The following is a 22,750-nucleotide window of genomic DNA, read 5'->3' as shown; positions in this document are numbered from 1 at the left end:
TCACGGCTAAAGTTCTTCGATTAACTCTTGAACTTCCGTTTTTGCCTTTGGCTCTTGGCCAAAACCGCGCAAACCAACCACGTGTACGTGTTCATGATCTTTAAACACTTTACGAACCAGTTTATAGGTGGTGCCTTTCTCTGGGCTGATGTTCTCAGGAGCAGCGATAAGCAACTGCATATCCAAACGGTCACAAAGCTCGAATAGCGTCGAGATAGATTTCGCATCCAGACGCGCTGCCTCATCAAGGAACAACAAGCGACATGGCACGATATCTTTACTGCGCAAGCGGCGTGACTCTTCTTCCCAGCTTTGCACCACCATCAATAGAATCGACTGACCGGTACCAATCGCCTCACCGGTAGACAGTGCGCCTGATTCCGCTTGTAACCAGCCATCCGAACCACGGTTGACTTCCACACTTAGCTCTAGATAGTTACGGTAATCAAGTAGCTCTTCACCCAAGACTTGTGGTGAACGTTGACCCATATCGATATGTGGATTCACACGTTGGAATAGCTTAGCCATCGCTTCAGAGAAGGTGTAACGCGGGCTTTCAAACAGATCTTTATGCTGCTCTTGCTGCGCTGCTAGACCATGAAGCAACACTTCGTGGCTCTCACGTACTTTCACGTTTAGACGTACGCCTTTCACCTGACCGAACGAAATGTTCGATAGGCCTTGGTTCAGCATGCGAATACGGTTTTGCTCACGCTGAATTGTCTTCTTAATGATGCTAGCAACTGAATCAGAGCTAATCGCTAGACGGTTTTCACGCTGAGTCAGTTCTTCAGTTAGACGAGCCAGCTCTACTTCCATTTCTTCGATAGCTTCAACAGGGTCATCTGTACGAATAATGTCTTGGCGAATACGTTCACGTAGGTGTTGGTACACCGCAATGTAGAACAGTACTTTGCGCTCTGGATGAGCTGTATCTTCTGATAAGCGCAGCGCATCACGAAGGTCATCGTTGTCTGCCACAGCAAGACGAAGTGCACCCAATGATTTATCCGACATTGAACGCAGCTCTGCCGCTGACAGGTAAGCCAGTTCACGCTTGTGCAGACGACGCTCTACATCGTTCTCACGAGCTAGACGCAGAACTGAACACCAGCCCGCTTTCGCTGCAACCACGAAGGTGCGTAGCTCGGCATACTCTTTTTGAACTTTCTTAAGACGCTTAGCCAGCCCCTTCATCTCAAGCTCAGTTGAAGTGATGGTACGTTCGTATTCACTCTTACGATTACGAGAGCTGTGTAGGCGTTCTTGTAGCTCGTCACGACGACGCTGTGCACGCTCTTGTGCACCCTCATCAGCAGTAACACCAAACTCTTGCAGCTCTTGCTTGAACTCTTGAACTGTTTCTTGTTTAGCTTGATGTGAGCTCTTCAATGACGCCAATACTTGGTTGTACTGGTTCATCTGGCTTTGCGCTTGTTTCAGCTCTTCACGGCCACGTGTACGTGCCGATTCCGCCTGTACCAGTTTCGCTTTTAGCTGTTCGCTTAGCTCACTGCTCTTGTTCAATAGGTCAACTGAATCTGAGTACGCAAAGTAGTGACGACGCTCAACCAAATCTGCCAACGCAAACAAGTTTGTTTTCAGCGTTTGTAGCTCTTGGTCAGCACGTTGATAGTTCGCCGTTAGTGCATCAAATTGCTCTGGGTCAGCATCCAGCGCAGAGACAATTGATTCAAGCTCTTGCACGGCTTTGCCATGTTGAGCAATGAATGCTTTCGCTTGAGAAAGCTGCTCTAACTGCGCATCAAGCTCAGCAAAACGCTCGGCTAATGTCTCGTCTTCTACCAACGCCATGGTCGGCGCAAGTTTATCTAGCAGTGCGATGGCCTGCTTGCTCGCTAAAAGCTGACTGCGTTGTTGCTGTTCTTTGTTGTCGAGATCAGACAATAGACGCACAACTTGATTACGCTTATCACGTGCTTTTTGCAGAGCTTGCTCAGGATCTGATTCAAATGCGACTTGAATGTGCTTAGCGACAAAGTTGTTGAACGCTTGGTATAGACGCTGCAATTTCTGCGAATCAAACGCAGCTTTCGCATGCTGCTCAACCACTTCTTCACGCTCGTTACGTAGCAACTCTAAACGTTGTTCACGCGCTGCACGGCCAAACAATGGAATTTCAGGTAAACGAGAGTAACGCATTTGGCGTTGGTTCATACGAACACAAACAGCGCCTTCTAGCTCTTCAGCATCAAAACTGCTGTCATCAAATGCATCTACATCACCTTCGATGATGTAAAGGTCTTCTGGACAGTCGTCCAGTTCCACCAACTTCTCTTCGATACCCGACAGGTCAGAAACAACAATTGCGTGACGTGCTGGGCCATACATCGCACTGAAATACGGCGCATCATCAATCGTGATGTCATCGTAAATCTCAGAAAGCAGTACGCCACCAAGCGTATCCGCTAAGCCTTTCAGACGTGGGTCATTAGAGCCACCCGGTGAAGCGAGACGTTCAATCTCACCATCAAGGAAAGTGCGACGCTCAGCTAACTTATCTTTTGCGATAGATTGCTGCTTCTCTTGTTCAAGAACCGTCTGCATGTGAGACATGACAGCTTGGCTATCTTCTAGCTCAGCGCCACTTTGTTCACGCAGACTTTCTAGCGCATCACTTGCCGCAATCCACGTTGGTGCGATGGCTTCAAGTTTGTTGATTTCAACCGTTGCATCTTGTTCTAGCCGACGCTGTTCACTGCGCTGCTCACGCACCTCTTCCTGCGCCACTTCTAGCGTTTCAATTTGCATGGCGTGACGCTCACGCTCTTGCTCAAAACTTAGCTCATCGGTTAGTTGAGCTTGATGCTGTTTTTGGTACTCATCAGCCAATTGCTTTGCTTGGCGCTGCTGAGCAATAGAACGTTCTAAGTCACGATGCTGCGCACGCCATTGCTGCTCATTTTGTGCTAATTGCTTAGCATCACGAGCTTGGTTAATGGCTTGCTTAGCGTGATCAGAAGCTTGGTTACGCGGGCAATCGCCCACAATGTTTTGAACCAATTTAAGCGCAGTTTCAAACTGCTGAGCCGCAGCCGAAGACATATCCAATTTGTGTTTAAGCGCAAGAAGTTCAGTGGTTTGCTGCTGTTCTTTGTTCTTTAATTCACTAACTAGAGATTGCGCGCTTTCCGCTGTTAATGACTCATCATCAAGCAGTTGTTTCGCTTTATCTAACGCTTGCACCGCTTGTTGATATTGCAATGCACGAGTTTGCTGTACGTCTAGCGCTTGTTGGTAATCAGCAAGTTGTGTTTTTAGGCTATCAACTTCTTCTTCACTAACGGTGGCTTGCTCTTCAGCCATCAGAACGCGCTCTTGCGCTTCTTCAACCACCATTAGCTGCTCTTCAAGACGCTCGTTTAGCTCTTCCAAATCTTCTTGGTAGCGCTCGATCTTCTCTTGTTGACGCAATGCGTTTTGCACCAGTTGCAGATGGTCTGAAGCAGCTTGGTAGTCTTGTTCTAGTGCTGATTCACTCTCTACCAGAAGCTCTAGCTCTTCTTGAACTCGGTTCAGTAGCTTGTTCTGCTCTAGCAAGGTTTCGCGTGAGCCAAATAGTTCAGAGCGCAGCGATAGGGTTTGCTCTAGCTTGTTACGACGATCATTGGCGTGGCGCATGTAGTCTGCGGCAACGTAATTGGTCGATTCGGTAATCAAGTGTTTGAACAGGTCGCGATCCGCTTGCGTGGTTTTGATCGCCTCTAGCGTCATGCGGTTTTCACGCAGCGCAGATTCCATATCTTGGAAGGCTTTCTTCACGCCGCCATTTTGTGGCAACAAGTAATCACGTAGTGAGCGAGTAATCGCACTTGAGATACCACCGTACAGTGATGCCTCAATCAAACGATAGAATTTAGAACGATCTGATGAGTTACGCAGTTTCTTCGGAATCACACCGAACTCAAACATTTGCGCATGGTAATCCACAATCGATGGGAAGGCTTTAAACTGAACACCTTCGTATTGCAGCGCACTCTCTTTAACATCATTAATTTGACGTACACGAGCTTGCGTATCTGAAACGCTTTCAATCAATAGATCGGTCGGCTTCACATGGCTTGGTAGACCTTGGATAACAAACGGTTTGATATCTACTTTCTTATCACGGCCCGCCACTTGCTGCAGCTTCACCGCAAATAGCAAACGCTGATTACGCGAGTTAACCACATCCAGAGCGGCATAACATGCGCCCGGTTGTAACTTACCGTATAGGCCTTTATCGCGTGAAGATTGGCTACTGCCCGCTTCAGTGGTGTTGCGGAAGTGCAGTAACGTTTGGTCAGGAATCAACGCGGTAATAAACGCCGCCATTGTGGTCGACTTACCAGCACCGTTACCACCAGAGAGAGTGGTAACTAGACCATCAATATCAAAAGTGCGAGCAAAGAAGCCGTTCCAGTTGATCATGGTCAGCGATTGATATTTACCTCTTTCAATCATGCTTCACCTTCTAATTCTTGTTGTTCTTGATCGTCGGTTTGATCTTCTTCATTCAATAGACTGCCTTGGCTTGGCTCTTTGGTGTGCACCACTGCTTCACCATCACGAATCAAGCGTAGCTGTGCTTCACGCATATCATCGCCCACGCGAACATCTGCACCGAAGCGGAACACCGCTTCGCTGATACGGAACTTGCCCGTTTCACCGATGTTAATCACCATGCCTAAACGACGTAAACGACGTAGCGAAGTGCGCACTTTTTCGAACAGCTTTTCTTTATCTAAGTCTGAACCCGTTGCACGGTTGGTCACTAACTTCATCAACTTAGTTTCATCAGCAAGTTGAAGCAGCTCATCGTACATTTCTTGATTAGTGAAAATACCTTCGTGAGCCAAACGCTCAGGGCTTAAGTAAAGGAAACACAGCACCTTGCCCACCAGCATATCCAGCTCTGAGAGCACACTACGGCCAATCAAAGAAGTGGAACGCGGACGCAAGTAAAAGAAACCTTCAGGTGCTTTCACTAGCTCAGTGTTGTAACGCTGATAAAACAGTGCCAACTCAGTTTCGAAATCCGCCAGTAACGCGTGATTGTCTAAATCTTCCGTTGAAATATGACGCCCTGCTCGCAGCATGCTATCTAGCGCTGGGAACAAAGGGTTAGAAATTGCTTTTGCCAGATTCTCTGACATGTATTCATTAATATCTGTCGATGACATTTGCTTGTACCTTTGCACCAAATTCGTTGATCGCTTGCCAATCAGGCTGAACCGCTTGGTAGTCGGATTCTGAATAACCCAGACGTACCGCTTGGTCGACAACGATGCGTGCTAAATCAAAGTGATGAGTATGTGGGTGTTGCGCTAAGTAATCACGCAGAACGATGCCAAGATCGATTGGTGTACCCTGCTCTTTGTGTACTTTAAGCATGTCACCAATACGTTCAGACAACTCATCATTGACCTGTTGAAACTCTTCGTATTCGACTTCCATTGGCACTTGGCCTGTTACTTCATCGTCACGCAATACCAGCGCTTCATCACGCAGGTCTGACAGACGTTCAGCATCGGCATAGGTTAAGAACCATGGAGCATCGAAATAATCTTTAACCGACTGACGTAGACGCGAGCTAAACGCGCGGTTCTTATCCATATCAATTGCAGTACGGATAAACTTGTGTACGTGTCGGTCGTAACCAATCCAAAGGTCAATCGCTTGTTGACCCCAGCTAGTAATGCGGTCGAGCTTCATCTGCAAACCAAACAAGGTTTCTTCAACGAAATCGAGCTCTTCATCACCGTAGACAATTTCTTGGATATCTAGGATTTGAGTTTGTAACTCATCACCAGCAGCTTGGAGGGTGTCTTGTAGCTCTTTTAATGTGTTGGATGTCTCTGATAACAGAGCTTCACAGTTGTTGATGGCGTCTCGCCAGTCTTTATTTAGCAGCTCAGCAATTTGGTTTTTCACCGATTGCTGCTGCTCATCCATCACACGTTGGTTGAGGTCGATTTGATCAAAAATCTCACCCACTGAGTATTTTAAAACGCCATAAACGTTCTTCTTCCAGTGGCCTGGCGTACCGCCTTTTTGCGCCGCTTCAATGGCCTTCGCCATTTCATCCGCGACCATAGACAACTGAATAGAAAGCTTAAGCTTAGAGAATTCACGGTGGCGCACGTAGTAATCGGTAATACCAATCGCCAGCGGAGATAAGCGGTAGATACTCGCGCCGTCCGTAATTTCACTAGTAAAACGGCTAATTAAACGCTGCTTTACCATTTCATTGATGGCATTGTTGGCACGAAATGCGGACGCTTCGCCCGTATCTTCAAATAATCGAGTGACGATAGTAAACGCATCGTGGAGTTCACCTTCACCCAATTCTTCATCAAACCTTTCATTGCTAAGCACTGCGATAGCAATCAAGAAAGCCAATCTTTCATTGCTAAGGTTCAATGAGAAATCGTGTTGCTTAACCCAGCCAACCAATTCATCGATTGGCTGCTCAGCAACATTGAGAGTCATCTCACTCATTGTTATTCCTGTTTATGTTTCTTTCTTGCCCATACATGAATGTATCGGCCTAGTGAGAGGTATGGCTCTTGTCGACATAATTGTTGTTCTAAAGCCAATACATCTTCTAGCTGGTAATCGCCCATGTACTGCATATTCCCGATGTAGTCACTAAAGCAGCGAATGCCAGATTTACCGCAAATTTCAAACCCTGCGTCTTCAATCCACTGATAGACGTCTGCTGGGATTAAGCCTTTTTGCGGCTGTAATTTGAATCTCTTGCGGTGCGGCATGCCATCCAACACATGCGGAATATTGCCACACACAACGTTTTTGTAGACTAACCCATGGTGGTTATAGAACATCACTGAAGCGATACCACCCGGTTTCACCTGATCTAATACTTTCTCAAGTGCAGGCTTTGGGTCTGCTAACCATTCCATCACCGCGTGGAACATCATCAGATCCACTGGCTGGTCTAAATGGGCGTCAATCTCCTGCACCGGAGAATGAATCAGCCGATACTGCTCAAGCAGCTGGTTTTTTTCAATCTCTTGCTCTGCTAATTGGAGCATTTCAGAAGATAGATCACACAACGCGACTTGATGTCCGAGTTTGGCAATCTTTTGCGACATTTGTGCTAAACCGCCACCCGCATCCAACACTTGAAGCGTTGTCGAGTCAGCGTTTAACATATCTAGGGCTTGCTCAAGATCTTGCCAGACAATGACTTGGCGAATCTCGCCTTTGTCAGAGCCGTAAATATTTTTTGCAAATTTGTGGGCAATATCGTCGAAATTGCGGTCTTCAGTCACAGCAGCTTGGGTTATCATGTCTAATCGTGCTGCTATTCTGTCACAAGAAAGGCAGATATAAAGAGGGATTCTCTTAAATTATCATCAACTGGTGTTTTTTCGGACTATTTAAGTATGTTTGAGCTGAAAAAAGTCGTATCTTCGTTGCTCATGCCTTTACCAGCTATGCTGATTATCGGTTTTCTCGGGCTAATGTTGATTATGTTTACGAGAAAGCAGAAAACAGGCTGCTTTGTTGTACTTTTCTCCTTCATTGGGATTTTCCTAATTTCTTTCCAACCCGTCGCTTCTCGTTTGCTTGCACCGATTGAGCGTCAATACACAGGGTTCTTACCGGTCGATAAATCCATCGACTACGTTATGGTTCTTGGCAGTGGTCACGTGGTCGATGACCAAATTCCACCCACTTCTGAACTAAGTCGCACTGCGTTGATGCGCCTTGCAGAAGGCATTCGTATTTTACGTATCTACCCAGGGTCTAAACTCATCCTTTCTGGCTACTCTGGTGGCTCTGAGGTAAGTAATGCTCGCATGATGGCCAAAGTTGCACTGGCGCTTGGCGTTTCTAAGTCCGATATTATTTTGCTCGAAACAGCAAAAGATACGTGGGAAGAAGCAAGACAAGCCGCAGCCTTTGTACAGCGTAAAGAGCTGGTATTGGTCACCTCGGCAAGTCACATGCAGCGCGCGTTAAATGAATTTCACGCCGCAGGCATGCAGCCTTACCCAGCTCCAACCAATTACCTTGCACAAAATGAAATTCATCAGTTTTGGAGTAAATACACGCCAAAAGCTATTTACCTAGAGCAAACCGAGCGCTACTGGCATGAAACTTTAGGTACAGCATGGCAAAGCCTGCGTGACTGGGCTTCAGACTATGAAGAAAAAAGCTTAGAGTCAGCGGAAAGCCAGCTTTAAGCCCCCAGCAGATACAAAAAAACCGAAGCCATTGCTTCGGTTTTTTTATTGATTCGAGACTTAAGTTAGTCGCCTGCGAACATGTAACCTTCACCGTGGACAGTGACAAAGATTTGCGGGTTCTTAGGGTCGAACTCCATCTTCGCGCGCATACGACGAATCAATACGTCGATCGTTCGATCATTGGGTGCATCTACGCGATGGCTGATCATATTCAGAATACGTTCACGGCTTAACACTTGGTTCGGGTATGAAGAAAGTGCCACTAACAGTTCGTATTCTGCTTTAGTTAACTTAACTGGCTCACCATTACGGCTTAGCGCACGGCGCTGAACGTCAAACGTCCACTCACCAAAACGCACCGTGTTACCATCGTTTTTGCTTTGTTCAGCAGCAGAATCTGAGTTACGAGCAGAAGAAATGCGCCATAACAAGTTCTTAACGCGAACTAACAGCTCACGAAGCTCAAACGGTTTGGTTACGTAATCGTCTGCACCCATCTCAAGGCCAACGATCTTATCAATGCTATCCGTGCGTCCTGTTACCAAGATAATTCCAATGTCTGACTGACTGCGTAGTTCACGCGTTAACATCAGACCATCCTCTCCAGGAAGGTTGATATCAAGCATCACTAGGTCAATGTCGTTATTTTGTAGAGTTTCACGCATCTGCTCGCCACTTTGAGCTTCGCTTACGGCATAACCTTCATTTTGAAAGTAACCAACCAGCTTACTGCGAGTTACTGCGTCATCTTCTACTACTAATACGTGATAGCTCATCTAAACCACTTATTTTACATTGGGAAATGTTATCAAGTGTATTCTATTCATAATCAGTAACATTTCTAGTATTTGTTAAATTAAAATCAAGAAAGATGATTTTTTATTGATTCAAAACAAAATTAGCCCATCCGTTCACAATTCGCCATTTTTACTCACACTCTTACATAATGTGTGTTATCGCTATTCACTTTTGTCCGCTAGAATAATAAAGATAAGAAAATTAGGAGCATGTTTGATGCAAGAGCTAAAAGCGTTCAACGAAAAACGCGCTGAAATCTACTGGTGGTTCTCTAGCCTTTTCGCTAAAGAGTTGACTGAAGCTGACCTAGAGCAATACCAAAGCCCTGAAATTCGTGGCTTTCTTACTGGCTTAGGTGAAAACCCAACCCTTAAACCAGCGACAGACAAACTGATCGATGCATTAAATCGCCTGATTGACCGTGAAGACGCGCAGTTAGAGCTTGCGGCGGACTTTTGTGATTTGTTCTTAAAGTCAGATAAAGACTCTGCCCTACCCTACGCCTCAATGTACATTGGTAAGACGGGTCTATTGAACGATGAACCTGCAAAACAAATGGACGAGCTATTAGCAAAACATGGCGTAGCGGTAGATAAAAACCTTAATGAGCCAGCGGATCATATTGCCATCGAGCTCGATCTTCTGGGCAACCTTATTATTCGCTCAAACGAGTTAGAGCAAGAACGCCATTTAGAAGATGCGCTGCATGAACAAGAAGCGTTTATTCGTCAGCATATTTTAAGTTGGGTACCTCAATTTAGCGCGAAGAGCCAAAAATTTGATGAGTTCGGTTTTTATGCTGCTGTCACCGCGCTATTAGTTGCCTTCTTAGAGTTAGATTGCAATTATTTGCTTGGTGAAGAGTAACTCGATCACAAACACCGCTATAACCGTACAGGTGACGGGTAATTTTCGTTGCTCCTTTGAGCAATGCGGTCTAAAATCGTGATCGCAAACGATAAAAATCAAAATGTACTCAGGTACCTTTATCAATAATTATTAATTTAATTGTCTGAGTACATATAAACAAACCGCTGTAAAAGAGCGGTTTTTGTTTTTCTAATACTTACTGCCAATATGATTCTTTGCCAATCTGAACAAGTAAGTGACCGTTTATTTTAAACCTATAAACATTTACTTTCTCAGGTAGGTATTAAGTTATATACCTACGTGGCAGCTATAGATAGGACAGACCTTATGGCCACTATTAAAGATGTAGCACGCTTAGCCGGCGTATCAACTACCACTGTTTCTCACGTAATTAACAAAACCCGTTTTGTGGCTGAAGCCACTCAAGAGCGTGTGATGGAAGCAGTAACAGAACTGAACTATGCACCAAGCGCTGTTGCACGTAGCTTAAAATGTAACACTACCCGTACTATCGGTATGCTAGTGACTCAATCGACCAACTTGTTCTTCTCAGAAGTTATCGATGGCGTAGAGAGCTACTGTTACCGTCAAGGCTACACACTTATCCTTTGTAACACTGGCGGTATCTACGAAAAGCAACGTGACTACATTCGCATGCTGGCTGAAAAACGCGTAGACGGCATTCTGGTTATGTGTTCTGACCTAACTGAAGAACTGAGCGAAATGCTGGATCGTCAAAAAGACATTCCTAAAGTCGTCATGGACTGGGGCCCAGAAAGCTCACAAGCAGACAAGATCATCGATAACTCAGAAGAAGGTGGCTACCTAGCAACTAAATACCTTATCGAGCACGGTCACAAAGACATCGCTTGCCTAAGCGGCCATTTTGAAAAAGCAGCATGCCAAGAGCGTATTCAAGGCTTTAAACGCGCTATGGGCGAAGCTAACTTAGCCGTTAATGAAGATTGGATTCTAGAAGGCAACTTCGAATGTGATACGGCTGTACTCGCAGCAGATAAAATCGTTGCGATGGACAAGCGCCCTAGCGCTATTTTCTGTTTCAACGACACAATGGCACTTGGCCTGATGAGTCGTCTGCAACAAAAAGGCATTCGTATTCCTGAAGACATGTCGGTTATTGGTTATGACAACATTGAACTTGCTGAATACTTCTCACCGCCGCTGACCACTGTTCACCAGCCTAAACGCCGTGTGGGTAAAAATGCATTTGAAATCTTGCTAGAGCGCATTAAAGACAAAGATCACGAAAAACGTGTCTTTGAGATGCATCCAGAGATCGTTGAGCGCTGTACAGTCGCGAAAAAATAAATAAACTCTTGAATTGTAAAATAATAGCCGGCAGCACAAATGCCGGCTTTGTCGTATTTTTCGGCCAATATTCTTGCATTGAGATCACACTTGTTGCATAGTATGTGCACTTCGAACAACACGATTTTTAATCTGTAGCAGAGCAAATTAAGTCACGCACAGGGCAAACCATTCTGAAAAGATGGGACGCAAAGCCACCGGCCTACACATGAAACATGCATGGCAGCGGGGTTACCGATGGTAAAAAATGCAAACGTTAACCGATTACTGACAACCTTTCTGCATTTCTTTGCTATTCTCTCGGACCTGATCTGGTGGCGTATACTCATACACCGAGAAAGTACAGAATGGATAAACCAACACTTAAAGATTCTATGCGTCTATTTGAGCCGCTAGGACGAATCAAATCTCGCTCCATGTTTGGTGGATTTGGCATTTTCGCAGACGACACTATGTTTGCACTTGTCGTTAATGACAAACTTCATATTAGAGCTAATGATGCTTTAGCTGTTGAATTCAAGCAGCAACAACTTGAGCCTTACATTTATCACAAACGCGGTTTCCCTGTGGTAACCAAGTACTTTGCATTGAGTGATGAATGGTATCAAGACAACGCAGCAAAGCTCGAAGTAGCTCGCAACGCTCTTTCTCAAGCTAAGAAAGAAAAAACGACCCAAGCCAAGGCAAAACCAACGCGCATTAAAGACTTGCCAAACCTACGTTTAGCCACCGAACGTATGTTGAAAAAAGCAGGTATCGAATCCGTTGCAAACCTTGAGCAAACGGGCTCTGTTGAGGCATTTAAAGCGATTAAAGCAAGTCATGATATCGAAGTGAATATTGAGCTTCTATGGGCGCTAGAGGGCGCGATTAATCGCACTCACTGGTCTGTTGTTCCTCAAGAGCGACGCCAAGAGCTTCTCGCTCGATTAGGGCACTAAATAAAACCTAACTGAATTAGCCAGCGATAATCGCTGGCTTTTTTTTGAAAGTTTTTTATGACTTTGAAGTTCTTATACTTTAAGTGGTCGAAAAGATTGATTAGCAAACTTGATACCTAATACAAACATAGACCAAACTAAACATAAAAGAATAAAGCTCAGGGGAAGGAAGAGATGAATAAAAAACTGATATTAGGCATTATCCTTATCGCACTCATCGCACTGCTCATCACTCAATTTGGCGATCAGTTCACTCTCGAAAACGCCAAAGCACAACAAGCAGCGTTAGCCGATTTCATCAGTGAAAACTTCCTCGTTGCGGCAGCGATTTACTTTGCCACTTACGTCGCGATTACTGCGTTTTCTATCCCCGGGGCGGCGGTAGTCACTTTACTTGGTGCTGCCCTGTTTGGCTTTTGGACCAGTTTGCTATTGGTATCATTCGCGAGCACCTTAGGCGCCACTCTTGCTTTCCTAAGCAGTCGATTCTTGCTGCGTGATTGGGTACAAGGGAAGTTTGGTGACAAACTCAATGCGATTAACCAAGGTGTTGGGCGTGATGGTGCCTTCTACTTATTCTCGCTACGCCTTATCCCCGTATTCCCATTTTTCCTAATCAACCTACTGATGGGGCTTACACCGATTTCAACCGCTCGTTTTTATCTAGTAAGCCAAATTGGGATGCTACCGGGCACAGCGGTTTACCTTAATGCCGGTACTCAACTGGCACAAATTGAAAGCTTATCTGGCATTGTATCGCCGTCAGTATTGGCGTCATTCGCCCTATTAGGCGTGTTCCCTATCATTGCCAAATGGGTGATGGCGAAATTCAAACAGTCGCCTGAAACGCAAAATGGAGGCGCTTAGTGAAAGTTTACTCTGCAGCTAACCCGCCCGAAGCTCACATTGTCTGTGAGCTTCTACGATCGCATAACATTGATTGTGAGGTAAGAGGTGAAGGTATTTTCGGCCTGCAAGGAGAACTCCCCTTTGGTGAGACCAGCGAGCCTTATGTTTGGCTATTAGATGCAAGCCAAAGCGCGCAATCAAAAGCGCTTATCCAACAATTTCAACAAACTCATCACGATCAGCAACCCTGGCAATGCCAACAATGCGGCGAAAGCAATGAAGCTCAGTTCGCAATTTGTTGGCAATGTGGTGAAGCTTGTGCAGAGCCGGTAGCGCTTAACTCACAACCTGCTGCTGAATAAAGTTAATCGAGTGGTGATTGAACTCATCTGGGCGTTCAATGTTGCAAACATGACCACAGTTTTCAATTTCATGTAGCTGGCTTTTATGATGAGCGGCAACCATCTCTTTGACAGGTTTAATGAACATATAGTCTTTGTCGCCCATCAGATAAAGAGTTGGGACTGGTATCTCCTTCTCTTTAAAGTAACGCATTAGTGGGTTTACTTCAGAAGCTAACCTAAACCAGCGTTTAAACTCTTTCTGACACAACTTCTTCGCTTCACGAATAAATAAGTGACGTGATTGTTTCTGAGTACGTTGCGGCATCACAATGTAAGCAAACAAGCTATACAACCACATGTAAGGCACGATGTGTTTAAACATATTGCCTACCTTAACCAACACCTGAGAGCGCGTATCTAGGCGAGTCACTGCCCCACCTAAGACCATCGATTTAACTCGTTCAGTCGCAAGCTCCGCTAGGTTACGAACAATGATTGTTCCCAAAGACATACCGACAAAATGAGCAGACTGTATTTTAAGGTGATCCAGCACTTTTAAGATGTCCATCGTTACCGCTTTGAAGGTATAGCGATTAGTCATGAGCTCTTTTAACAATTGATTGGATTTTCCGTGACCGCGAAGGTCAATCAGCAACAAGTTAAAATGTTGCTTATACGCTTTGATTTGCTTAAACCAAATAGATGAACTGCCCCCAGCACCATGAACAAAGACTACCCACTCTTTGCTATCGGGGTGTGGATAGGTTTTATGAAACAGTAATTCGTTACTCGTCGACATCTATTATTATTCGAATGTTATCTAGAAAAAAGAAAAGCAGACTATCACAAAGTTGTGAATCCTTAATTCAGCTTAGGTCAATTTATGTGGAGTCAAGACGATAAAAATGTAAAAAAAGGCGTCAATAGACGCCTAATTGTTTAACTTTAGAGTATCGACTCAGTAGCGAAATGCGCTGTGATAGAGCGATAAATACTCGTCTGCGGCACGTTGCCAAGAGAACTCTTGTTCCATGGCGTACAACTGCAAGCGCTTCACTTCTTGCGGTTGTTGTGCATAAAGAAGTAGTGAACGTTGCAACACCAACAACAGTTCAATTGGGTCAGGATCGTTGAAGATAAATCCAGTCGCTTGATCAGGTTGCTGCTCGTAGTCAACCACACTGTCTTTCAAACCACCTACCCCACGCACGATAGGCAGGGTGCCATAAGCCATTGAATAAATCTGGTTCAACCCACAAGGTTCGAATTCAGAAGGCATCAAGAAGAAATCAGATCCCGCTTCGACCAAGTGCGCTAGCTGATTGTCGTACGCTTCTACAAACATGATCTTATCAGGATAACCTGAGGCAATATGTTTTAGATGAGACGCCAGTAGCGGGTCACCAGTGCCGACAATGGTCATCTGCACATCATGCTTTAAGAAACGCTCCAAAATAGGCAACAAGTAATGCACGCCTTTCTGGTTAGTGAGTCGACACACCATGCCATACATTGCCACATCGCGGACAGGCAAACCAACACGCTCTTGCAACGCTTTTTTACAGGCATTTTTACCACGAGTCATGCTTTGACGGTTGGCTTTGTAGTTGATTGGGATAAGGCTGTCTGTTTCAGGGCTCCAAGCCGAGTAATCGCAGCCATTCAAGATGCCCACTATATCGTCTGCACGATATTGGAACTCTTGCGCCATACCATGGCTACCAAGATCCGTTTTAAGCTCTTGAGCGTAAGTTGGACTCACTGCATTGATCTTATCTGCGGTCATCACCCCCGCTTTTAACATGGTCACATGAGTAGAGCTCACTTCTGCATCAGGGGCAAAACGCTGCTTCATTTCTGGTACAGATTGCAACTCTTCATAGCTGAACACACCTTTAAACACCGCGTTATGAATTGAAATAACGCTCTTGGTATTAGCAAAGAATGGATTCGCGTGATAACGATGCTTCAAGAAAAACGGTACGAAACCTGTGTGCCAATCATTGGCATGAACGATATTGGGTTGGAAACCCAGCTTAGGCAACATATCCAAGCTCGCTGCGCTAAAAAACGCAAATCGCTCACCGTTGTCTGGGTATGCTTGATTGTACTCTGAGTACATCTCTTCGCGGCTGAAATATTGATGACACGCAATGGCGTAAACTGGCGTTTCACCAACAGAGAGTTCACGAACTTGATAAGGTGTATAAGGCGCAAAATCTAGCTTGGTATCAAGCACGATTGGCGCATCATTTATATTTGGGATTTTACTATAGGCAGGAAGACAAATTCTTGCATCTTGATTTAGCGCTCGGAGGGCTTCAGGCAGTGCCTTGGCTACATCAGCCAAGCCACCGCTCTTGATTAGTCCTTCAACTTCCGAGGCTACAAATAGAATCGATAAATTCTCAGTAGCCAACTTTTTCTCCTTTAGCGATCACCACAATGCCATCCTCTGACACGTGGTACTTCTTGCGATCTTCTTGTAGGTTGACACCAATTTGAGTGCCAGGGGCAATGTCTGCGTTTTTATCAACGATCACGCGGCGTAGCACACAGCCCTCACCGACCTTTACGTCGCCTAACAAGATACTCTCGCTGATATCGCATGTCGATGCGATATTACTGCGGAAACCCAGTACTGACTTTTCAATACGAGAGCCACGCACCAAGCTACCATTACAAACCAAACTATCGATGATTTGAACACGACCGTTGTCGGAATCGGTAAACGTCGCTGGCGGCAACGGCGGGTAATAAGTATGCAGAGGCCATGTACGGTTGTAGAGCGAGAACGGAGCGTCTTTCTTTAACAAGTCCATATGTGCTTGCCAGTAAGCATCAATAGTACCTACATCACGCCAGTAGACTTCTTCTTTCTCACCTGTAATTTTGTTGGTGCTAAAGTCGTAAACAAATACATCACCACGAGGGAACATATTTGGAATGATGTCTTTACCAAAGTCGTGGCTCGAATCTGGTTTATCGGCATCTTCAATCAATTCAGAAAACAGTGTTTGAGCTTCAAAGATGTAGTTACCCATTGAGACCAAAGCGTGTTCTGCATCCCCCGGGATAGATTTAGGATTCTGAGGTTTTTCTTCGAAGCCAATCATACGACCTTCCGCATCGACCTCAATCACGCCAAATTGTGACGCTTCTGATAAAGGCATGCGCAGCGCAGAAACCGTCAAAGACGCTTCTTTATCTTTATGGAAATCCAGCATTTGCTTAATATCCATCTTATAAATATGGTCTGAACCGAAAATACAGACTTGGTCTGGTTCAGCCAATTCCATAAAGCGAATATTTTGATAGATAGCATCTGCCGTACCTTCGTACCAACGTTTTCCCGTACGCATTTGCGCTGGGATTGGGTCGATAAATCGGTCGGTAATACCGTTGATATTCCAGCCTTTTTTCAAGTGATGGAACAGGGATTGAGATTTGAACTGAGTCAGCACATAAATGCGCATTAAATCAGCGTTGATAAAGTTGTTTAAAGCGAAATCAATAAGGCGGTAGCTTCCGCCAAAAGGAACCGAAGGTTTACTGCGGGATTCAGTTAAAGGGCGTAGACGAGAGCCCTCTCCACCAGCAAGGATCATTCCTAAAACACCAGCCATTCGTTATTCTCCATATTATTTTTTTGCCTAGATGAGCTAATTGCTAGTCCATCTTTTTCCTTGTATTGGGATATACCCAGATTTTTAGGCGCTGTTATTATATTGGGCAGTTTCTACCCTTTCTTGTGCAAGCCGTTGTTTATTAAGTTATCGCATCTGAGAAAGAATACAATTTAAAATACGCTATACCTCTCGACGCTCACAGGTTGCTTTTCAACCACCTGACCTAGATCACATATTGACCTTTGCGGCATACAGCTTTTTAACATCACAAATACAAGCAGATGACCTCGCTCGCCTTGTTGTTGCAGGTTTTATAATACATTTGGCAAGTGTCACTTTTGTGACTGGCAATTTAAGCTGCGACAATGAATAGCTTGCAGAACCTCGTTCCTTATAAAGAGCTAATAATGCGAATTATCAGTTCAATATTGGTTATTAAAACCGCAAATTTTGCCCATAAAAAAAGCAGCGATTAATCGCTGCTTTTTTGCTGTCACTCTACTTTGAGTGGTTATTTCTTCTTCGCTGGCTTTTTGCGCTTGTCAGTGATTTCCCACTTACCATCGATATACAACGCAGTGTAACCAGAAGGCTTGCCATCCACCTCAGAGCGAACATAGTTCTCTTTTGACTTACGGCTAAAGCGTACAACCATTGGTAGACCATCAGGGTCTTGAGCTGGCGCTTCTGTTAAGTAATGGAACTTAGGCGAAATACGATCTTTAAAGCGAACTAACTCTTCCACTAATGGCGCGCGAGTTTCGCGTGATTTAGGGAATGTGCTGGCCGCTAAGAATAGACCTGACGCACCATCACGAAGAACAAAGTACGCATCTGAGTTTTCACATGGAAGCTCAGGGATATGCACTGGATCTTCTTTCGGTGGAGCAACTTCGCCATTCTTCAGAATCTTACGAGTGTTCTTACACGTTTCGCTGGTGCAATCCATGTACTTACCGAAACGACCATTCTTAAGCACCATGTCACTGCCACATTTGTCACACTCAACAACTGGGCCATCGTAACCTTTCACTTTGTATTCGCCGTGCTCTACCACATAGCCTTCACAGTTCGGGTTGTTACCACAAACATGTAGCTTGCGCTTATCATCAATGAGGTAAGCATCCATTGCCGTTTCACAAATTGGGCAACGTTTCTTAGCACGCAGAGCTGCTGTCTCTACGTCTTCCTCAAGAACATTAATAATGCCATCTTCATCACCTAAGTTGATTGTGGTTTTACAACGCTCTTTTGGCGGTAACGCATAGCCAGAACAACCTAGGAATACACCGGTTGATGCCGTGCGGATACCCATTTCACGCGAACAAGTAGGACACTCGATATCGGTGTAAACGATATGATTAGGCTTCATACCACCTTGTTCTTCGTCTTGCTCTGCCTGCTCTAATGCGCCAGAGAAGTCGGTGAAGAAGTTATCTAGAACGCCTTTCCAATTTGCATCACCTTCCGCAATTTGGTCTAACTTCTCTTCCATTTTAGATGTGAACTCATAGTTCATTAGCTCATTAAAGCTACCATCTAGACGGTCTGTAACAATCTCACCCATCTTTTCTGCATAGAAACGACGCTGCTCAACTTTTACATAACCACGATCTTGAATGGTTGAGATGATAGAGGCGTAAGTAGAAGGACGGCCAATGCCACGCTTCTCTAATTCTTTTACCAATGCGGCTTCAGTAAAGCGTGCTGGTGGCTTAGTAAAGTGCTGCTTAGGCTCTAAGCTTTGCAGATCAACTTTGTCACCGACTTGTACTGCAGGCAGAATTTGGTCTTCGTTTTTACCTAGTGGACGCTGTACACGAGTCCAACCATCAAACTTCAGAATACGACCTTTCGCTTTTAGCGTGTACTCAGCCGCTTTCACGCTTACAGTGGTTGAATCGTATTTTGCAGGTGTCATCTGACACGCAACAAACTGATTCCAAATTAGCGCGTACAGCTTGTGCGCATCTGCTTCCATACCATTTAGGTCGTCCGCTTTAACAGCCACATCAGAAGGACGAATCGCTTCGTGCGCTTCTTGTGCGCCTTCTTTGCTGCCGTAACGAATTGGATTTGATGGCAAGTACGCCTCACCAAATTCGTTTTCAATGAAACCACGTACAGTATCTACCGCTTCCGAACTCAAGTTCGTCGAGTCGGTACGCATATAAGTGATGTAACCTGCTTCGTACAAACGCTGAGCAAGCATCATGGTCTTCTTAACACCGTAGCCTAGACGAGTACTCGCTGCTTGCTGCAATGTTGAAGTAATAAATGGGGCTGACGGTTTGCTTGAAGTTGGGCGGTCTTCACGCTTACACACTTCATATTGCGCTTTCTCAAGCACTGATAGCGCAGCGTTTGTTTCAGCTTCATTGACAGGCTTAAACGCAACCCCGTCTTTCTGTGCAACTTGCAAACGGAAGTCAGTTTTATCTTGAGTTTTGGTGTTTGCGTGTACATCCCAGAACTCTTCTGGAATGAATGCTTTGATTTCTCGTTCACGCTCAACCAGTAACTTAACCGCTACCGATTGAACACGACCAGCCGATAGGCCGCGCGCTACTTTTTTCCAAAGCAGTGGGGAAACCATGAAGCCAACAACACGGTCCATAAAGCGACGTGCTTGCTGAGCATTAACACCATCCATGCTTAACTCACCAGGTTTCTGGAAAGCTTGCTGAATCGCGTTTTTAGTAATTTCGTTAAACACTACGCGTTTGTATCGCTCTTCATCGCCACCGATGATCTCACGAAGGTGCCAAGCGATAGCCTCTCCCTCGCGGTCTAAATCGGTTGCGAGATAAACGCTGTCTGCGTCTTTCGCCAGTTTCTGTAACTCGGCAACCACTTTCTCTTTGCCCGGCAGAACTTGATAGTTAGCATCCCAGCCATTGTAAGGATCGATGCCCATCTTCTTGATAAGCGATTTACGATCTTTTTCTTTTTTAATGCGCGCTTTTTCTTCGGCACTCATGCCTTTGGTTGAAATTGCTGCCGCTTTTTGGCCGGTGCTTTGCCCAGCAGTCGGGAGATCACGTACGTGACCCACACTAGACTTTACGATGAAGTCTTTTCCGAGATATTTATTGATGGTCTTCGCCTTGGCTGGCGACTCCACAATAACGAGTGACTTACCCATAACTGACTCAAGTGTCCTTTAATGACTTATGCGCTATAGCTTAATACAAATAACGCACAACATACTTCAAATATTGCTTCTTTTTTTACTATCGAGCGAGATGACGAGAAGATCAATATCTTTTTTAAATTTAACTTTTGACTGCTCGACAAATCGACGATTAGTCCGATAAGAGCGAGTCGCTGTAGTAACAATGATAGAAAGGACGAGGCCGAGAATTCATTGCGTATCAAGAAGTGCCACATACTAAACGGGACGATTACAATTCTGCCAACCCAGAAGACAGATTTATGTTGCCCGTCACAAAACATTTTCTTTCTCGCTATAAAGAAAAATCGCGCAAGTTATTGGAAATTTAGCCAATGAAGGCATACAATCGCCCGCAATTATCGCCCTATCAACAGGTATAAGTCATGAGCGAAAAAAAAGCTATTTCTCAGTTTGATCTGCTATTAATTGCCAACCAAATCATCCAAGAGCACGACGATTTTATCGAAGGTATGCGCGCTGACAGCGTAGAAGAAAAAGAAGGCGTGCTGGTTTTTAAAGGCAACTACTTCTTAGATGACAACGGTCTACCAACCATGAACACAACAGCTGTGTTCAATATGTTTAAGTACCTTGCGCATCATTTATCAAAAGAGTTTACGTTAGAAAAGTAAGCCGCCCCGCAAACAATAAAAAGCCAGAGCAATCGCTCTGGCTTTTGTTTTTCACCCCGATTCATCAAATTAGCAGCTTAGCGCAGCCAATTTATCGAAGTAGTCTGGGAATGTTTTCGAAGTACATTTTGGATCTTTGATAGTCACTGGTGTGTCACTCAGCGCAACCAAAGAGAAACACATTGCCATACGGTGGTCATCATACGTATCAACCGCCGCATGAGTTAACTGCGCAGGCGGAGTAACGATAATGTAATCTTCACCCTCTTCCACTTCTGCACCCACTTTACGAAGCTCTGTCGCCATGGCTGACAAGCGATCTGTCTCTTTTACGCGCCAGTTGTACACATTACGAATGGCAGTCGTCCCTTTCGCAAACAGTGCTGTGGTTGCAATCGTCATTGCGGCATCTGGAATATGATTGAAATCCATATCGACCGCATTCAATTCACCCACGCGAGAAATAACGTAATCGTCGCCCCATTCAATCTGCGCGCCCATTTTTTCTAGCGCATCAGCAAACTGAATATCACCTTGAATACTGTTTTTGCCAATCCCCGTCACCTTAATTGCACCGCCTTTTATCGCAGCTGCAGCTAGGAAGTAAGAAGCTGATGAAGCATCCCCTTCAACGAGGAAATCACCAGGGGCAACATACTGCTGGCCAGCTCTAATCACAAACTGTTGGTAATTGCGATTATCTACTTCCACCCCGAACTGCTTCATGATGTGCAATGTGATATCAATGTACGGCTTAGAAACTAACTCTCCGACAATATTGATCGTTACATCATCTTTTGCCAGCGGTGCCGACATCAAAAATGCGGTTAAGAACTGGCTTGAAATTGAACCATCAATCTCAACCGTACCACCTGCAAGGCCAGTACCTTGAATCTTAAGCGGTGGATAGTTTTCGTTCTCTAAATACTCGACATGAGCACCGGCTTGCTTCAACGCATCAACAAGGTGACCGATTGGGCGCTCTTTCATGCGCGGTTCACCCGTTAATACGTATTCGCCTTTACCCAAGCACAAGGCAGCAGCAAGTGGACGCATTGCTGTACCTGCATTACCGAGAAACAGCTCTAACGACTTCGCACTATCAAACGCACCACCTAAACCTTGGACTTCACATTCAGTTTTATCGGCAGACAGCTTATAAGAAACGCCTAACTGTGTTAGGGCATTCAGCATATGACGAATATCGTCACTATCAAGAAGGTTAGTAAGACGTGTAGTGCCTTTTGCTAGCGCTGCCAGTAACAGAGCGCGATTAGACACACTTTTTGAACCCGGTAAGTTAACCTCACCATCGACTTTATTAATTGGTTGTAACGTAAGGCTTTCCATTAAAAACTACTATTCCTTGCTCGCTCACTTCCATAAGAGCGATGAAAAATTCTTCGTAGTTTCAGACTATCGAAAAACCTTACTTAAAACCAGAGCAAAAAAGCTTTCAGCGCGACTATTTTTCCCGCTATCCATTTGCCTTCTATATATAGAGGGAATCAATACTCTTTATCGACTCGAACACCGTCATTAAAGTAAAGAATACGTACTCTGTCGCCTCGCGAAAACAACATGGCACTGTCGACATCTTGTATCACGTTAATGAGCCGTTTATCTTCGGTTTCAATCAACAACTCAACCAGTTTATATTCGACTCGATACACTTGATTAGCACGATTACGAGCAATACTTGCGCCCGCAACCGCGCCTACTGCCGTGGCCACTTCTTTACCAGAGCCGCCCCCAAATTGATTACCGATCACACCACCAACCACTGCGCCCAGAAAAGTCTCCCAGCCGTTACTTTCCGCTTTAACAATATCTTGCTGAGTTAAGTATCGAACCGAGTCAACCTTACCAAATACCACTTCATTGACAGGTCTTGCTACATTTCTCTCGTACGCTGCATTGGCAAACAAGGGAAAAATCAATAATATCCATAGCCAGTTTTTAAACAT

General features: G+C 45.0%; 18 protein-coding genes and 1 riboswitch. Of the genes, 7 read left to right on the top strand and 11 right to left on the bottom strand.

The window, feature by feature from the left end; translation table 11 throughout:
* Window positions 1-6: 6 nt before the first annotated feature.
* From mukB to cmoM, 4 genes are read right to left on the bottom strand one after another with little or no spacing between them, the layout of a single operon-like run.
* Complete coding sequence (mukB, locus tag OH461_RS02200; RefSeq protein ID WP_270019005.1) at window positions 7-4,464, bottom strand: chromosome partition protein MukB; 4,458 nt, start codon at window positions 4,462-4,464, stop codon at window positions 7-9.
* Window positions 4,461-5,183, bottom strand: coding sequence for a chromosome partition protein MukE (mukE, locus tag OH461_RS02195; protein ID WP_270019004.1), 723 nt, complete (start codon window positions 5,181-5,183; stop codon window positions 4,461-4,463). The genes mukB and mukE overlap by 4 nt, the downstream gene beginning before the upstream one ends.
* Entirely contained in the window at window positions 5,164-6,501 is a 1,338-nt protein-coding gene (mukF, locus tag OH461_RS02190) for a chromosome partition protein MukF (protein ID WP_270019003.1), read from the bottom strand. Before mukF ends, mukE begins: the two co-directional genes overlap by 20 nt.
* A gap of 2 nt (window positions 6,502-6,503) precedes the next feature.
* Window positions 6,504-7,313: a tRNA uridine 5-oxyacetic acid(34) methyltransferase CmoM gene (gene cmoM, locus OH461_RS02185; RefSeq protein ID WP_270019002.1), complete on the bottom strand. Its 810-nt coding sequence runs from the start codon at window positions 7,311-7,313 to the stop codon at window positions 6,504-6,506.
* Window positions 7,314-7,409: 96 nt separating this feature from the next.
* Between cmoM and elyC the strand changes: the two genes are divergently transcribed.
* Entirely contained in the window at window positions 7,410-8,213 is an 804-nt protein-coding gene (elyC, locus tag OH461_RS02180; RefSeq protein WP_270019001.1) for an envelope biogenesis factor ElyC, read from the top strand.
* A 65-nt stretch (window positions 8,214-8,278) separates the two neighbouring features.
* Here the strand turns inward: elyC and torR are convergent, their stop codons facing one another.
* Window positions 8,279-8,992 carry a two-component system response regulator TorR gene (gene torR, locus OH461_RS02175; protein ID WP_270019000.1) on the bottom strand — a complete coding sequence of 238 codons (714 nt, stop codon included), beginning with the start codon at window positions 8,990-8,992 and terminating at the stop codon, window positions 8,279-8,281.
* A gap of 238 nt (window positions 8,993-9,230) precedes the next feature.
* On the opposite strand from torR, the gene torD reads away from it, so the two are divergent.
* The 5 genes from torD to OH461_RS02150 all read left to right on the top strand — a co-directional run bounded on the left by torD (window position 9,231) and on the right by OH461_RS02150 (window position 13,365).
* Complete coding sequence (torD, locus tag OH461_RS02170) at window positions 9,231-9,881, top strand: molecular chaperone TorD (protein ID WP_270018999.1); 651 nt, start codon at window positions 9,231-9,233, stop codon at window positions 9,879-9,881.
* A 330-nt stretch (window positions 9,882-10,211) separates the two neighbouring features.
* Complete coding sequence (purR, locus tag OH461_RS02165; protein WP_270018998.1) at window positions 10,212-11,213, top strand: HTH-type transcriptional repressor PurR; 1,002 nt, start codon at window positions 10,212-10,214, stop codon at window positions 11,211-11,213.
* Window positions 11,214-11,365: 152 nt separating this feature from the next.
* Window positions 11,366-11,452: riboswitch (cyclic di-GMP riboswitch) on the top strand.
* 108 nt (window positions 11,453-11,560) lie between these two features.
* Window positions 11,561-12,154: a TfoX/Sxy family DNA transformation protein gene (locus tag OH461_RS02160; RefSeq protein ID WP_270018997.1), complete on the top strand. Its 594-nt coding sequence runs from the start codon at window positions 11,561-11,563 to the stop codon at window positions 12,152-12,154.
* A gap of 174 nt (window positions 12,155-12,328) precedes the next feature.
* A complete protein-coding gene (locus OH461_RS02155) occupies window positions 12,329-13,021 on the top strand; it encodes a TVP38/TMEM64 family protein (RefSeq protein ID WP_270018996.1) in 693 nt (230 codons plus the stop codon).
* Window positions 13,021-13,365, top strand: coding sequence for a putative signal transducing protein (locus tag OH461_RS02150; protein WP_270018995.1), 345 nt, complete (start codon window positions 13,021-13,023; stop codon window positions 13,363-13,365). Before OH461_RS02155 ends, OH461_RS02150 begins: the two co-directional genes overlap by 1 nt.
* Here OH461_RS02150 and OH461_RS02145 read toward each other — a convergent pair.
* The 4 genes from OH461_RS02145 to topA form a co-directional block, all read right to left on the bottom strand.
* On the bottom strand, window positions 13,340-14,146 hold the full coding sequence (locus OH461_RS02145) for an alpha/beta fold hydrolase (RefSeq protein WP_270018994.1): 807 nt from the start codon (window positions 14,144-14,146) through the stop codon (window positions 13,340-13,342). The genes OH461_RS02150 and OH461_RS02145 overlap by 26 nt on opposite strands.
* 159 nt (window positions 14,147-14,305) lie before the next feature.
* A complete protein-coding gene (glgA, locus tag OH461_RS02140; RefSeq protein WP_270018993.1) occupies window positions 14,306-15,766 on the bottom strand; it encodes a glycogen synthase GlgA in 1,461 nt (486 codons plus the stop codon).
* Window positions 15,756-16,973, bottom strand: a complete 1,218-nt coding sequence (gene glgC / locus OH461_RS02135) for a glucose-1-phosphate adenylyltransferase (protein ID WP_270018992.1) — start codon at window positions 16,971-16,973, stop codon at window positions 15,756-15,758. Before glgC ends, glgA begins: the two co-directional genes overlap by 11 nt.
* A gap of 514 nt (window positions 16,974-17,487) precedes the next feature.
* Complete coding sequence (topA, locus tag OH461_RS02130; protein WP_270018991.1) at window positions 17,488-20,121, bottom strand: type I DNA topoisomerase; 2,634 nt, start codon at window positions 20,119-20,121, stop codon at window positions 17,488-17,490.
* 413 nt (window positions 20,122-20,534) lie between these two features.
* Here topA and OH461_RS02125 point away from each other — a divergent pair, with 413 nt between their 5' ends.
* A complete protein-coding gene (locus OH461_RS02125; RefSeq protein WP_260258868.1) occupies window positions 20,535-20,783 on the top strand; it encodes a YciN family protein in 249 nt (82 codons plus the stop codon).
* Window positions 20,784-20,852: 69 nt separating this feature from the next.
* Here OH461_RS02125 and aroA read toward each other — a convergent pair whose 3' ends face one another.
* Both aroA and OH461_RS02115 read right to left on the bottom strand, forming a co-directional pair.
* Entirely contained in the window at window positions 20,853-22,133 is a 1,281-nt protein-coding gene (aroA, locus tag OH461_RS02120) for a 3-phosphoshikimate 1-carboxyvinyltransferase (RefSeq protein WP_270018990.1), read from the bottom strand.
* 158 nt (window positions 22,134-22,291) lie between these two features.
* Complete coding sequence (locus OH461_RS02115; RefSeq protein WP_270018989.1) at window positions 22,292-22,750, bottom strand: glycine zipper 2TM domain-containing protein; 459 nt, start codon at window positions 22,748-22,750, stop codon at window positions 22,292-22,294.

The organism is Vibrio sp. LaRot3 (assembly GCF_027587025.1).
Lineage (GTDB): Bacteria > Pseudomonadota > Gammaproteobacteria > Enterobacterales > Vibrionaceae > Vibrio.
The sequence above is the reverse complement of the archived record's forward strand: the minus strand, read 5'-3'. Positions and strand labels throughout refer to the sequence as shown.

Coding starts and splice junctions, on each gene's coding strand:
- mukB (WP_270019005.1), bottom strand. CDS start 4,464: ATGATTGAAAGAGGTAAATATCAATCGCTGACCATGATCAACTGGAAC.
- mukE (WP_270019004.1), bottom strand. CDS start 5,183: ATGTCATCGACAGATATTAATGAATACATGTCAGAGAATCTGGCAAAA.
- mukF (WP_270019003.1), bottom strand. CDS start 6,501: ATGAGTGAGATGACTCTCAATGTTGCTGAGCAGCCAATCGATGAATTG.
- cmoM (WP_270019002.1), bottom strand. CDS start 7,313: ATGATAACCCAAGCTGCTGTGACTGAAGACCGCAATTTCGACGATATT.
- elyC (WP_270019001.1), top strand. CDS start 7,410: ATGTTTGAGCTGAAAAAAGTCGTATCTTCGTTGCTCATGCCTTTACCA.
- torR (WP_270019000.1), bottom strand. CDS start 8,992: ATGAGCTATCACGTATTAGTAGTAGAAGATGACGCAGTAACTCGCAGT.
- torD (WP_270018999.1), top strand. CDS start 9,231: ATGCAAGAGCTAAAAGCGTTCAACGAAAAACGCGCTGAAATCTACTGG.
- purR (WP_270018998.1), top strand. CDS start 10,212: ATGGCCACTATTAAAGATGTAGCACGCTTAGCCGGCGTATCAACTACC.
- OH461_RS02160 (WP_270018997.1), top strand. CDS start 11,561: ATGGATAAACCAACACTTAAAGATTCTATGCGTCTATTTGAGCCGCTA.
- OH461_RS02155 (WP_270018996.1), top strand. CDS start 12,329: ATGAATAAAAAACTGATATTAGGCATTATCCTTATCGCACTCATCGCA.
- OH461_RS02145 (WP_270018994.1), bottom strand. CDS start 14,146: ATGTCGACGAGTAACGAATTACTGTTTCATAAAACCTATCCACACCCC.
- glgC (WP_270018992.1), bottom strand. CDS start 16,973: ATGGCTGGTGTTTTAGGAATGATCCTTGCTGGTGGAGAGGGCTCTCGT.
- topA (WP_270018991.1), bottom strand. CDS start 20,121: ATGGGTAAGTCACTCGTTATTGTGGAGTCGCCAGCCAAGGCGAAGACC.
- OH461_RS02125 (WP_260258868.1), top strand. CDS start 20,535: ATGAGCGAAAAAAAAGCTATTTCTCAGTTTGATCTGCTATTAATTGCC.
- aroA (WP_270018990.1), bottom strand. CDS start 22,133: ATGGAAAGCCTTACGTTACAACCAATTAATAAAGTCGATGGTGAGGTT.
- OH461_RS02115 (WP_270018989.1), bottom strand. CDS start 22,750: ATGTTTAAAAACTGGCTATGGATATTATTGATTTTTCCCTTGTTTGCC.